General features: G+C 72.4%; 11 protein-coding genes. 1 reads left to right on the forward strand and 10 read right to left on the reverse strand.

Annotation, left to right across the window (positions count from 1 at the left end; translation table 11 throughout):
* Positions 1-38: 38 nt before the first annotated feature.
* The 7 genes from F0U47_RS06780 to F0U47_RS06810 all read right to left on the reverse strand — a co-directional run bounded on the left by F0U47_RS06780 (position 39) and on the right by F0U47_RS06810 (position 6300).
* Positions 39-956 (reverse strand): type II secretion system F family protein, encoded by a 918-nt coding sequence (locus F0U47_RS06780; RefSeq protein WP_149749572.1) that lies wholly within the window; start codon positions 954-956, stop codon positions 39-41.
* On the reverse strand, positions 953-1825 hold the full coding sequence (locus F0U47_RS06785; protein ID WP_149749573.1) for a type II secretion system F family protein: 873 nt from the start codon (positions 1823-1825) through the stop codon (positions 953-955). Before F0U47_RS06785 ends, F0U47_RS06780 begins: the two co-directional genes overlap by 4 nt.
* Positions 1822-3138, reverse strand: a complete 1317-nt coding sequence (locus F0U47_RS06790) for a TadA family conjugal transfer-associated ATPase (protein ID WP_149749574.1) — start codon at positions 3136-3138, stop codon at positions 1822-1824. Before F0U47_RS06790 ends, F0U47_RS06785 begins: the two co-directional genes overlap by 4 nt.
* A 5-nt stretch (positions 3139-3143) precedes the next feature.
* Positions 3144-3923, reverse strand: coding sequence for a CpaE/TadZ family protein (locus F0U47_RS06795; protein WP_149749575.1), 780 nt, complete (start codon positions 3921-3923; stop codon positions 3144-3146).
* A complete protein-coding gene (locus F0U47_RS06800; protein ID WP_149749576.1) occupies positions 3920-4648 on the reverse strand; it encodes an SAF domain-containing protein in 729 nt (242 codons plus the stop codon). The genes F0U47_RS06795 and F0U47_RS06800 overlap by 4 nt, the downstream gene beginning before the upstream one ends.
* A gap of 63 nt (positions 4649-4711) precedes the next feature.
* Positions 4712-5728, reverse strand: a complete 1017-nt coding sequence (locus tag F0U47_RS06805) for a hypothetical protein (RefSeq protein WP_149749577.1) — start codon at positions 5726-5728, stop codon at positions 4712-4714.
* Positions 5725-6300: a hypothetical protein gene (locus F0U47_RS06810; RefSeq protein ID WP_149749578.1), complete on the reverse strand. Its 576-nt coding sequence runs from the start codon at positions 6298-6300 to the stop codon at positions 5725-5727. The genes F0U47_RS06805 and F0U47_RS06810 overlap by 4 nt, the downstream gene beginning before the upstream one ends.
* 275 nt (positions 6301-6575) lie before the next feature.
* On the opposite strand from F0U47_RS06810, the gene F0U47_RS21040 reads away from it, so the two are divergent.
* On the forward strand, positions 6576-6878 hold the full coding sequence (locus F0U47_RS21040; RefSeq protein ID WP_188111204.1) for a WXG100 family type VII secretion target: 303 nt from the start codon (positions 6576-6578) through the stop codon (positions 6876-6878).
* Between the two features lie 79 nt (positions 6879-6957).
* Here F0U47_RS21040 and F0U47_RS06820 read toward each other — a convergent pair whose 3' ends face one another.
* The 3 genes from F0U47_RS06820 to F0U47_RS06830 all read right to left on the reverse strand — a co-directional run bounded on the left by F0U47_RS06820 (position 6958) and on the right by F0U47_RS06830 (position 13350).
* Positions 6958-11529 carry an FtsK/SpoIIIE domain-containing protein gene (locus F0U47_RS06820; protein WP_149749580.1) on the reverse strand — a complete coding sequence of 1524 codons (4572 nt, stop codon included), beginning with the start codon at positions 11527-11529 and terminating at the stop codon, positions 6958-6960.
* Between the two features lie 115 nt (positions 11530-11644).
* A complete protein-coding gene (locus tag F0U47_RS06825) occupies positions 11645-12952 on the reverse strand; it encodes a thymidine phosphorylase (RefSeq protein ID WP_149749581.1) in 1308 nt (435 codons plus the stop codon).
* Positions 12949-13350, reverse strand: a complete 402-nt coding sequence (locus F0U47_RS06830; protein ID WP_149749582.1) for a cytidine deaminase — start codon at positions 13348-13350, stop codon at positions 12949-12951. The genes F0U47_RS06825 and F0U47_RS06830 overlap by 4 nt, the downstream gene beginning before the upstream one ends.
* Positions 13351-13355 lie beyond the last annotated feature (5 nt).

Here is a 13355-nt window from a genome sequence, read left to right on the forward strand (position 1 = left end):
AACTTCGATGACGGTGACCGTTCCCAGATCGAACGGTGCTAACCGAGAATCCGGGCGATCGCTGGATAGACCAGGAAGATGAGGAACCCGGCGCACAGCAGCAGCTGGGCGACGAGCATCGACTGCGAGCGGGCCTCGGCCTTGGCCTCGGCGTCGGCGAGCTCGCGGTGCCGCATGGACGCGGCGCGTGCCGTCAGCGACTCGCGGACCTTGGCGCCGTCCTCGGCGACCAGGGCGAGCGCGGCGGAGAGGTCACGAAGCTCGTCGACGTCGACCTCGTCACCGAGCTGGCCGAGCGCGGCCCACGGGGTGATGCCCTGCAGCCTGGCCGCCTCGAGGGTGTCGCGGATGCGCACCATGCCCCAGCTGTCGCTGACGTTCGAGGCAGACTGGAGGGCCTCGGGCACGCCGCGTCCACCGGCGAGATTCATCGACACCAGGTCCAGGAACGCGCTGACCATGTGGCGGAATGCTCGGCGCTTCTCCTCGGCCTCGCTGCGGAGCCTCGAGTAGGGGACGAGCGCACCGACCAGAGCGCCGATCAGCACGAGCCACAGGGGCACGACGAACCCGACCAGACCCAGGAGAGCCCACGGGATCAGTACGGCGTTGGGCAGGACCGCGCCCAGCAGCGCACCCAGGGCGGTGCGGGCGATGAACATCTCGCGGGACTGGCCGACCATGCCGAGATCGGCCTCGAGCCGTCGGGGCAGGCCGTAGCCCTGCTCCTCGAGTGCGTCGCCGATGCGAGCACCGAGCCGGCGCATCCGTGGCGACTCCTCTGCATGGCGCCGATCGACGGTCAACGACGCATCTCGGCGTCCTCGAGCGAGTCGGGCGTCCAGGAGCGCGAGCGCGACGGGCCCGGACGCCCTGGGCTGGACCAGGAGCCACGTCGCCAGGAGCACGCCCACACCGACGAACCCGCCGGCGAGCATGGTCAGTGTGAGCGTCATCGCGCGACCTCCGTCCGCCGGAAGTGCAGGAAACGGCCGGGGGTGTCGTCCTTCGCCAGCGCCCGGAGCCACATCACGCCGGCGGCGAAGATCATCATGATCACGAGAAGCACGACCTGGCCGACCGGCGTGGAGTAGGGGGCGACGTAGGCCGGGTTGAACACCCGGAGCCCTACGACGAACGCGACGGTGACGCCGACGACGATCGTCACGCTGCGACGGGTCGACGCACGGCTGGCGTAGATCCGCTGCCGCATCTCGAGCTCCAGCCGCGCGGAGCGGGCGAGCGAGGTGAGGACCTCGCGGAGGCCGGGGCCGCGCAGCCGCGCGTTGAGCATGAGCGCCGCGATGATCAGGTCGGCTCCCGCGTCATCGACCTCCTCGGCGAACCGCCGGAGCGCCTCGGGCAGCGGCATCCGGACCCGGAGCCGGTCGGCCAGGGTCGTCAGGTCGTCCCGGATCGCCGGTGACGCGGCGTACGACGTCGCCGGGATCGCCTGCTCGAGGCCGACCGCGCCCGCCACCGTGTCCCGCAGCGACTCGGTCCAGGCCGCGAGCCCCTCCAGCCGGGCGATGCCCTGGCGGGACTCGCGCGCTCCGCCGAACAGCCTGTTCCAGAACAGGACCAGCAGTCCGCAGGCGATCGCGACCACGAGCCAGCGCGTCAGCAGCAGCACCAGCAGGAACGCCAGCATCGCGAACGGGACCCGTCGTCCTGCCGCCTGCACGCGCTCGGTCAGGCTCGGTCCGGAGTCGGCGATGCGATCGTCCACGGGGAACCCGACCAGCGATCGGACGAGCAGCACGATCCCGCTGCCCACGACCCCGCCGAGGAGGACGATGAGCAGGATGGTCGGGGTGAGCGTCATCCTGCGCGCTCCACCCAGGTCGACGCTGCACCCGAGCGGTAGCCCACCGCCTCGAGCTCGGGCAGGCAGGACACCGAGGCGGCCGGCACGGCGTGCCCGTCGGGACCCCGGGCGAAGACCTCGCTCGACAGCACCCGCCCGTCGACGCCGTTGACCTCGCGCACCGACGTCACCATCCGGCGCAGGGTGCCGCCCTCGGCGAACTCGTTGACCCGCTCGATGAAGATCACGAAGTCGATGGCGCCGCCGATCAGCATCATCGTCGCGTCGGCCGGCAGCCGCTCGGCGCTCTGGATCGCATAGGTGCAGATTCGGTTGAAGACCTCTGCCGAGGAGTTCGCGTGGATCGTCGACAGCGAGCCGTCGTTGCCCTGGCTCATCGCGTTGAGCATGGTCACGATCTCGTCGCCGAGCACCTCACCCACGATGACCCGGCTCGGGTTCATGCGGAGCGAGCGCCGGACCAGCTCGGCCATCGCGATCGCGCCCGCGCCCTCGGAGTTGGGGAGCCGCTCCTCGAAGGCGACGACGTTGGGATGCAGGTCGGGGAATTCGCCGAGGCCGAGCTCCAGTGCGCGCTCCACCGTGATCAGCCGCTCCGACGGGTCGATCTCGTTGGCCAGTGCCCGCAGCAGCGTCGTCTTCCCGGCGTTGGTCGCGCCCGCGATCATGATGTTCTTGCGGGCCCGGACGGCGGCCGAGAGGAACGCGGCGAGGTCGGGCGACATCGTGCCGTAGTCGACCAGGGTGTCGAGCGAGACCCTCGAGAGGCGGGCACGCCGGATCGACACGGACGGACGGGGACACACACCCATCACCGCCGAGAGCCGGGAACCGTCCGGGAGCCGGATGTCGAGCTGCGGGTTCGCGGTGTCGAACGGACGGCTGGTCAGACCGGAGTAGGCACCGAGCGTCTGGACCAGCTCGATCAGCTCGTCGTCGGACTCGGCGACGGGCCCGGCACGCTCCTCCCGGCCGTCGGAGTAGCCGACGAACACCTGGTCGTAGCCGTTGATGTCGATGTTCTCGACCTCGGGGTCGTCGAGCAGCGGCTGCAGCCGACCGACCCCGAAGAGGGCGGCGTGGATGCCGTCGGCGAGGTTCTGCTCCTCGTCCGGGGTCGGCGGCGTCCGGCCGGCGCGGACCTCATCCCGGGCGAACTGGTCGAGGACCCGGCCGATGACGGCCCGCGCGAACTGCCGCTCGTCCTCCGCCGACATCGGCGGCAGGTGGTTCTCGGCGTCCTCGCGGCGCTGCCGCGAGATGATGTCGGCGACCTGCTCACGCAGGTTGCGCACCAGTAGCTGGTCCACCCCGCTCACCTGCCGTTCGCGAGGTCGGGGGTGCGGCTCCCGGACCCCAGCTTCTGGGCGAGCTGGATGGCCGAGCGGCCGAGCAGGGTCTTGCGGAACTGGCCGGCCCGCTCCCCCGTCAGGATCATCGCGGCCTTCGGGTCGTCCGCGGCGATGCCGAGGACCTTGACCCCGAGCCGCTCGGCGTCGAACAGCTGCTGGAGGTCCGACGCGCTGCGGGTGTCGCGGTACGACGTCGTGACGATCACGCCGACCGGCCTGCCGCCAGGCCCGCCGATGCCGGCCGTAGCGCGCAGCGAGCGGAGTCGCTCCCTCAGGTGGGCGGTGCCGGAGATGTCGGGCCGGACGACGAGGACGACCACGTCCGCACCGGCGAGGACCGGCATCGCCGAGCTGCCGGGGACGACCCGGCCACAGTCGACGAGCACGTCGGTGCGGTGCTTGGCGAAGACCGCGGGCAGCTGCCCCCAGGCGGCGCCGAGGCCGGCGAGCTGGTCGGGGGACGCGAGCCCCACGAGCACGTCGACGCCGAGGGCGGACTGCTGGAGGTGCTCGGCGAGCTCGGCCCGGGCGGCACCCCGGCGCACTGCGGCGCCCAGGGAGAGCAGCCCGCGGTCGGGGTCGAGCGGGCCACCGGTCCGGGCTCGGAGTCGCCACATCACGTCGCCGCCCGAGGGGTCGACGTCCGCGAGGACCGCTGGGGACGGCCAGCAGGCCGCGAGGGCGGCAGCGACGGTCGAGACCCCGGGCGACCCCTTGGCGGAGGCGAGGGCGTAGACCGTCACTCCTCTGCTCCACTGAGCTCGACGTCCGGCTCCTGGCCGGACTCGATGACGGCGAGGCCGGCCCTGCCGGCGGACGCGGCGTTGACGATGGCGATCGTGGCGGTCTTGAGGACGAGCAGGCTCACCGTCGCCGCGTTCTCGTTGCCTCCGAGGTCCTCCGCCGACGGCTGGCTCACCTCGAGGACGTAGCCGGTGCCGAGGAGCTCGGGGTCGTCGGCGCTGGCCGCGTCGGTGGTGCGGATCACCTGGACCAGGTCACCCGGCGCGACTCGTCCAGGGGCGGTGTTGCCCGCGATCGGGACGGACACGACCGCGCGGTCGCGGGGAACGGGGTTGTCCCTCGACACCATGTTCTCGTCGAGCAGGGTGTTGGCCCGGATCGTGGTCGTCGCGTAGGCGCCGACCACCTGGTCGGTGTAGTCCTCGGGGATCAGGCCGAGACCCTCGCTCGCCACCCGGACGACCTCCAGGTCCTCCGCGGCGATCTCGGCACCGGGCTCGATGTCCTGCGCGGCCACCAGGACCGGCACCCGGCTGTCCATGCGTACGGCGAGCAGGCCGGCCACCAGCGCGCCGCCGACGATGAGCAGCAGCGCGAGCGCGGCGAGCGCGGGACGGCGCTGCCGCGGCGGGGCGATCTGGGTGCCGCCGGCGGGCCCGGCTGCCCGCCGACCGGCCCGGCTGCGCTGGCGGTCGGCGACGGTGCCACTGATGTCGGTGCTCACGATTTCCTCCAGTTGCCGGGAGCGGCGGTCTCGCCTCCCCGATGCCGATCGGGCGATGACTGCTCAGTCGATGACGAGCGCACCCTGCTCGATGACGGGAACGTTGAACGTCGACGACGGCGTGAGCGGGTCGAGCGTGTTGGTGCCGGTGATGCCGGTGGCCGTCCAGGTGACGTCCCACTGCGAGGTCACCTGCACCTCGTGCCCGGCACTGCCCTCCGGGGAGGGACGGTCGAAGGTCAGCCGGCAGCCGGCGTCGGGGTTGCCGTCCAGCTCGGGCGACCAGGCGGTGGTGAACTGCTCGTAGGTGCAGCTCGTGGACCCGTAGGGCGAGGTGAGGGTGTAACCGGCGTTCTCCGCGGAGAGGGTCACGGAGACCGGCCCGGCGGTAGCCGTGATCGTGTAGTTCCGCTGGGCAGTGTCGGACCAGAACCAGGTGTCGAGGTTGACGAGCGTGGCGTCGTCGAACTGCTCCGCCGTCGGGTTCTGCTGGACCTCCGGCTCCGGGATCGTGAAGGCGTCCTGGGCGACCTCGAGCAGGGTCTCGACGCTCACCGCACCCGGGGTCGGCGTACCGTCCTTGAGGAGCAGGTCGAGACGGGCGACCTGCTGGCCGTACCACTCCGTCGTCTCGCCCACGCTCATCGCCTCGTCGGACGTGAAGTTGAAGCCCGGCCGGCACTTGAGGAAGTACCACTTCCACTGGTCGTAGTCGGGTCCGCCCACCGGGTGCGCGTCGAGCGCGGCTCGATACTCGGAGACCGGCGCCAGCGGGAGCCTCAGCAGCGGGATCAGCCACTCCAGCAGCGCGAGGATCTGGCGCTGGGCGAGCGCCGGCTCGAGCGGGAGCCCGTCGGCGAACCAGCAGTCGGGCGGCACGCTGGTCGAGGACCCGCCACCCGTCGAGGAGACCGCCGTCCCGTGGAACTGCACCTGGACGCTTCCGCCGTTGCCGCCGGTGTCGACGCACCACGGGTCGTGGGGGCACTCGGCCGCGGCGGGCGCGACCGTGACCGCCTGCAGGCCGGTGCCGATCGCGACCGTTGTCAGGAGGGTGACGACGATCCGTCGCCAGCTCATGCCGTGCACCGCTTGTCTCCTGTCACGGTGATCGTCTCGACCAGCCACTGCTGGCCTTCCTGCACGAGAGCTCCGACGATCGTCGCGTAGGAGGTCTCTTCGTCACCGCCGGAACCGGCGGGACCTGCCTTGCTCTGGAGGCAGCTCTTCACAGCCGCGGAGCTGCCCGCGATCTCGATGTCGGTGACGCCTACGCGGGTGTCGCCCTCGATCGTGGTGCCGTCCGTCTGCAGTCGGCCGACGTAGTCGATGACCTCCTGCAGCGCGCCGCCACGGGCGACCCTCCCGAGCGCGTCGGCGTCGACGCGGGTCTTGTGGTAGGCCGTCACCCGGACCTGCCAGTAGTCGACCCACGCCTGGCCGACGGCCTCCTCCGCCGGGCTGCCGGCCTTGATCCGACCGGCGTGGACCTCGTCGCCCTCGCCGTCGAACGGCTCGGTGGCCTCGGTCGCGTCGGACGTCGGCGTCGTCGCGGACGACTCCTCGGTCGGCGACCCGCCGAGGTTCGGCTCGGGCGTGGTCTTGTCGTCGCCGCAGCCCGCAAGAGCGAGCAGCAGCGCTGCACTGGTCACGACACCGAGAACTTGACCCCGAGATGCCACTGTCGTCCTTCCGAGATGTTCCGAGATTCCGAGAGACCCGCTTGCTCGGGTCCGCCTTGCGACGGAACCCGTGTACCCCTTCAGACGACGTGCGAACCACGCAGGTTGCATCAGAAGTCCGAGAGGGTGGGCCGAGGCAGCATGATATGCGCGGCCCGCGTCATTTCCGCGACCGATGTTTGCCGCACCACAGCCCGGGTAGGCCGGTCCGCGTCAGCGTTTCGACCAGACCACAGGAGTTCGACATGGCAGGACCCGACGGCAGCATCTCCATCGACCACGGTTCCATCGAGGCCCAGGCCAGGAACCTCGGTGACCTCAAGAACGAGCTGGAGAACGCGGTTCAGACCACCAGCGGCCAGATCCAGAGCCTCTACGACTCCGGCGCCTTCAAGGGACTGTCGGGTTCGTCCTTCCAGGAGATCTTCGCGCGATGGCACAAGGAGGGACAGGACCTCTTCGCGGTCATCGACGAGTTCGTGACCTACCTCGGCAAGGCGTCCTCGGCCTTCTCCGAGGTCGACCAGGCCTTCACGATCAAGCTGTGAGGGTGGCGGCGCTCTCAGGACGCCGCCACCGACGACGGCCCGGCACCCCGAGGGTGTCGGGCCGTTCTGCGTTTTCCCCTCAGGTCGCCAGCGGGACCTGCACGCCGATCTGGTCGCCGGTGCCGGGGAAGACGACTCCCCGCCCCGGCTGGACCCGCGGGACGAGCGACGTGCGAGAGACCCGGCTGCCGAAGACGTCGCCCTGGAGCGGCTCCTGGGGCGACAGCAGGAGCCCCTTGCGGCCGGACCGCGCCTCGACGACCCAGCCGGAGAAGCCGGAGCTGAGCTCGCTCACGCCACCGCCGAGCACGACGTGGAATCCGCGGTCGCGGGCCTGCCGGACCAGCGCGCCCATCACCGGGGCCAGAGGCCCTTCCTTGAGGCGCTCACCGTCGTCGATGAGGATGATCGCGCCGGACTCGAGCGCCCGCAGCCGTCCGACGACGTCCTCCTGGGTGTGGTCGATGCCGACCAGGGCGTCGTCGCCGAGCTCCTCGCTCAACAGGTTGCCCGAGGGGGTGAAGGCCAGGAGCTGTCGACCCTCGGCCCTCGCCCAGCGGCTGATGAAGCGGAGCGTGTTGGTGCGGCCGCTCGACGGTGGACCGACGACCAGGACCGGCGTGTTCCCGGCGTCGACACCCAGCAGCTCCAGGCGGTCGCCGCCGATGCCCACCGGGACGTGCCCGCGCGGCAGCGTGGGAAGCGCGGCGAGGACGGGGGCCGCGTCGATCTCGCTCGGCAGCGCAGCCAGCCCGAACGGCTGCTGCGAGGGGGGAACGCTGGCCTCGGAGCGCTCCTCTGCCGTGAGGCGGGCACCGAGCTCGCGCACGAAGGCGCTCTGCGCGGCGCCCGCGACGTCGTCGCCGAGGACCGCGACCTGGGCCTCGATCCCCGACTCTGCCCACAGGCCGCGCCCGTCCCCGAGGTGCTCGGGCACGTCCTTCGTCTTCAGGCCGCCACTGGTGTAGTCGCTGCGGTCGGGCAGGCGCAGCAGCAGCTTGTTCTCGACGAGTGACGCCACCCGGCCCGAGAGCAGCGACCGGTCGCCCGAGACCACGACGTGGATGCCGACGCTCGCGCCCTCCCGCAGCAGGCCGAGCATGCGGTCGTTGAGCCGGCCGACGTCGACCTCGCTCAGGTCGGAGACGAAGCCCTCCCACCGGTCGAGCAGGAGTACGACGTACGGCAGTCTCTCGTCGGCCCTGACCGCCTGCCGCTGCTCGTCGATGTCGGCGAATCCGGACTGCCCCAGCACGTCCTGGCGCCGCTTCACCTCGTCGCCGAGCCGGTCGAGCAGCCGGCTCGCCCGCTCGACCTCGGTGCGCTGCACGACCGCTCCGGTGTGGGGCAGCGCCGTGAGCGGGAGGAGCGCGCCGTTGCCGCAGTCGAGCCCGTAGAGGTGCAGGTCCCGCGAGCGGGTGACCTCGGCGAGGCCGGCCGCGAGCGTCCGCAGCGCGGTCGACCGGCCGGACCGGGCACCGCCGGCGATGTAGAGGTGGCCGGACCTCCCGAGGACGAACTCTCGCGGCCGCTGGGCCTGGTCGCCGGGGTGGTCCTCGAGCACCCACGGTGCCGACCATCCGGTCACCCGCGTGGCGGCGTCGGGATCCGGGCCCAGCAGCCCGCGGAGCGTGGGCAGGGTGACGGGCGCCGGCAGCTCGGGCAGCCACGGCGAGTGCTGGGGGCCGATCCCGCGCAGCCTGGTCGCGCCGTTGATCGCCTCCACCAGCACCGAGAGGTCGGTCTCGCCCTCGTCGGTCTGCTTGCCCTCCTCCTTCGGCCGGCCGGGGGCCGGCTGTCCGACGACGTCCCAGCCGACGGGCCAGACGAGCGGTGGCTCGCGCACGACGTCCTCGACCGGCTTCGCCTCCGGCCGCGCGCCGCCGACGCGACCGGCCTGGAACGGCAGCAGCGAGGAGTGGCCCAGCCGGGCATAGCCGCGACCGGGCTGGTCCGGCCCGATCGTCGCGGAGTCGGGCGCGTCGATGACGTCCTTCGACTCCGACTCGTCGGTGACCCGCAGCGCGATCCGCAGGTTCGTGTTGGCCCGGATGTCGTTGGAGATCACGCCCGACGGCCGTTGCGTCGCGAGCACGAGATGGATCCCGAGCGACCGGCCGCGCTGGGCGATGGTGACCAGGCCCGTCACGAAGTCGGGGAGCTCGGCCTTGAGGCTCGCGAACTCGTCGATCACGATCGCGAGCCGCGGGATCGTCGGCAGGCCGGGCTCGCGGCGCTGGAGCGCCCAGTAGTCCTCGAGGTCCTTGGCGCCGGGTACGGCGAGCAGGTGCTCGCGCCGCTTGAGCTCCGCTCCCAGCGACGTCAGCGCCCGGCTCACCAGGTGGGTGTCGAGGTCGGTGACCATGCCGACCGTGTGCGGCAGTCGGGCGCAGTCCTTGAACGCCGACCCGCCCTTGTAGTCCACGAGGACGAACGTGAGCTGCTCCGGGCTGTTGGCGACCGCGAGCGACGCGACGATGGTCTGGAGGAGCTCGGACTTCCCGGAGCCCGTCGTGCCCGCGATCAGCGCGTGCGGGCCGTCCTTGCGGAGGTCGAGGCGGAACGGCCCGTCGAAGCCCTCGCCGATGACGACGTCGGTCCGAGCGTCCGGTCCCCAGCGGCTCGCGACGCCCTCGGGGGTGGGGTGCTCGAGGGAGATGCACTCGAGGAGCCGCGCCGACGCCGGCAGGCCCGAGATCTCGACGCTCGGCGTCGTGTCGCGCACCGGCGCGAGCGCCCGCCCGACCCGGAGCGCCCAGGTCGGCTCCACCAGGTCGGGCCGGATCCGGGCGACCGCCTCGGAGCCGGTGCGTCGCAGCTCGAGGAGGCCCTCGTGGACGTCGAGGACGGCCCGGCACTCCTCCGGCAGTAGCCGCACGTCCTCGTCGATGCAGATCACCTTGACGCCGACGGCGGGGCCCTCCCGCAGGAGGGTCACCAGGCCGGGGAGCGCCCGGAGCCGCCGGGCGCCGTCGACGACGACCAGCACGTCGGGCCGCGGCGTCACGTCGCCCGGGAGCTTGATCTTGCGCTCGTCACCGGCCCGGTCGGCGATGAGCCGGCCGAGCTCGGCCAGCCGGCGGGACACGGACTGCTGCTCGGTGCCGAGCACAGCCGCGACGGGCTCGCCGGCGCGCCGGCAGTGCGGGAGCCAGCGGGTCCAGCCCCACTGCTGCTCCCGCTCGGTGTTGGTGAGCACGACGATGTCGAGGTCGCCCGGGGCGTGCAGGACGGCTGCCTGGCCGATGAGCCACCGGGCCAGCGAGTCCACTCCCCCGGTCTCGCCGCAGAGGCCGATCACGCCGAGGTCCCGCATCGAGAGCGAGACCGGCACGTCGCCGAGCGTCTCCGGCTCGGGGGGCTCGTCGGTCTCCTTGAGGGACCGGTCGTTGACCTTGATCGGCGACGGTCGGTCCGCCACGCCGAGGCGGAGCTCGAGGTAGTCGGGGTCCGCACGCCGCCGCATCCACAGCTCCTGCCCGGGGCCGACGGCGACGAGCAGCACCCGCGCCGGGTCGGGCCGGTCGCGGCGGAGGTCCTCCCGGAACAGCCGCTGCGCGCGCGCGACCCGCTTCCGGACCGAGATCGTGTCCTCGCGGAACTCGATCATCTGGCGGCGGTACTCCGTCGCGGCGCCCTTGCGCTGGGCGATGAAGTTGAAGAGCGCCAGCACCGGCGACAGCAGGGCGAACGCCATGAACCGCCAGCTCCCGAAGAGCAGGCACATCGGCACCGCCATGAACATCGGCGCGACGACGACGGGCCACGGGATCGTCTGGCGTCGAGGCTTGACCGGCTCGGCCGGGAGCACGAAGGAGCTCTCGCGCTCGGGACGCAGCAGCCGTGGCGGGCGGTTGAAGTCGATGCCGAGGGTGTCCTCGCTCGGAGCCGCGTCGGCGTCGGGAACCCAGACCCGGTGCCACTGGAGAAGCGACTCGCCGATCCGGAGGTCCGCCCCCTCCGGCCACGCGACGGGCTCGAGCACCTCGTCCTCGGCGTCGGCCGGCGCGCCCTTCGCGGCCCGCTTCTCGTCCTTGCGCGCGGCCTTCCGCTCGCGCTTCTCGGTCCGCTTGCGCCGCTTCTGCTCGCGCCGGGTCAGGGCCTCCACCGGGAGGAGCTCGACAGCGGTCGCGTCCTCCTCGTCGTGCTCGGGGTCGGGCGCCGACGGATCCCTTCCGTCGATGCGTACGGCGCGGTCGCGCTCGACGATCTCGACGTCGGCATCCGCGGTCACGCGGATGAGCAGCGCGTCGGCGGGCAGGAACAGGTCGGGCAACGACATCCCCGACGCGCCGTTGCCGATCTGGTGCTCGCCGATCCCGAACCGGTGGATCCGGCCCGCGCCGGGCCCGGAGACGACGCGCACCTCCACCACCCCGCGCGGCAGCGCGGCGTCGTACCCGTCGGGCTCGTGGAGCGCGACCACCGAGCCGGGACGGACCCGCGCGTCGCGCAGGCTGAGCCCGCCCTCGACCGGCTGTCCGTCGACCCACACGCCGACCTGCTTGGCGAAGCCCGGGTGCACCTGTCCGTTCGTCGCGTCGAGCAACCGCGGCAGGAGCTCGGCCACCTCGGTCTCGGGATCGGCGTCGACGAGGACGTCCTGCCGGACGCCGGTCGCTCCGTTGACGACGCTGAGACTGAATCGCACCGAGAATCCTTCCGTCCGCTGCGCGGGCCGTGCCGATGCTAGTCGTGGCCGGTCATGGCCCCCCGGCGAGCGTTCCTACCCCGAGTGGCCGTCGGCGACACGTCCGGCCGCAGGATCAGCGCTGGACGGGAGCGACCTCGCCCACCCGGTCGATCACCAGCGGCCGGGCGTCGTACGACGTGCCGGGCGGGTCGATCCGGTAACCCCCGTCGAGCGCGGCCAGCGCGCGGTCGAACCGCTCCGGCGTGTCGGTCAGCAGGGTGAACAACGGCTGCCCCGCCGTGACCGCGTCACCGGGTCGGGCGTGCCACACCACGCCGGCACCGGCCTGGACCGGGTCCTCCTTGCGCTCGCGACCGGCGCCGAGCCGCCAGGCGGCGATGCCGACGGCGAGGGCGTCGAGCCGGGTCAGCACGCCGCCGGCGTCGGCGGTGACGACGTGGGACTCCCGCGCGGTGGGCAGCGGCGCGTCAGGGTCGCCGCCCTGGGCGCGGATCATCGCCTTCCACGCGTCCATCGCCGAGCCGTCGGCGAGCCGGTCGGCGGGGTCGACGTCGGTGACGCCGGCGCCGGCGAGCATCTCGCGCGCCAGCGCGAGGGTCAGCTCGACGACGTCCGGAGGCCCGCCGCCGGCCAGCACCTCGACCGACTCGGCCACCTCGATCGCGTTGCCGGCCGTCAGGCCGAGCGGCACGTCCATGTCGGTGAGGAGCGCGACCGTGGTGACGCCGGCGTTGCTGCCGAGCGCCACCATCACCTCGGCCAGCTCACGCGCCCGGTCGACGTCCTTCATGAACGCGCCGCTGCCGACCTTGACGTCGAGCACCAGCGCGCCGGTGCCCTCGGCGATCTTCTTGCTCATGATTGACGAGGCGATCAGCGGGATCGCCTCGACCGTGCCGGTGACGTCGCGCAGTGCGTAGAGCTTGCGGTCGGCCGGCGCCAGCCCGTCGCCGGCAGCGCAGATCACGGCGCCCACGGACTCGAGTTGGGCGAGCATCTCCTCGTTGGAGAGGGTCGCGCGCCAGCCGGGGATCGACTCGAGCTTGTCGAGCGTCCCGCCGGTGTGGCCGAGCCCGCGGCCGGACAGCTGCGGCACGGCCACGCCGCACGCAGCCACGAGGGGCGCCAGCGGGAGGGTGATCTTGTCGCCGACGCCGCCGGTCGAGTGCTTGTCGGCCGTGGGTCGGGAGAGCGTGGAGAAGTCCATCCGCTCCCCCGACGCGATCATCGCCTCGGTCCAGTCGGCGATCTCGCGGCCGTCCATGCCGTTGAGGAGGATCGCCATCGCCAGCGCCGACATCTGCTCGTCGGCGACCACGCCCTTGGTGTAGGCGTCGACGACCCAGCTGATCTGGCTGCGGCTCAGGGCGCCCCCGTCGCGCTTCGTGCTGATGACCTCGACGGCGTCGTGGGCGTTCATGCCGGGGCCTCGGCGGTGAGGTCGTCGGGACCGAATGCGAGCGGCAGCACCCGGTCCATCGTCCACACGCCCTCGGGGGTGAGGAGCTCGAGCTCCGGACCACCTGCCTCGTAGAGGATCTGCCGGCACCGGCCGCACGGCATGATCACCTCACCGGAGCCGTTGACGCAGACGACGTGGGTCAGCCGCCCGCCACCCGTGGCATGGAGCTGCGACACCAGGCCGCACTCGGCGCAGAGGGTGACGCCGTACCCGGCGTTCTCGACGTTGCAGCCGACGAGGAGCCGGCCGTCGTCGGCGAGGCCGGCGGCACCGACGTGGAAGCGGGAGTACGGCGCGTACGCGCGCGCCGATACCTCGGTCGCCGCCTGCTGCAGCGCGGGCCAGTCGACACTCATCAAGG

Origin of the sequence: Nocardioides antri, from assembly GCF_008373765.1 — a bacterium.
In the GTDB taxonomy this organism is placed as follows: Bacteria; Actinomycetota; Actinomycetes; order Propionibacteriales; family Nocardioidaceae; genus Nocardioides; species Nocardioides antri.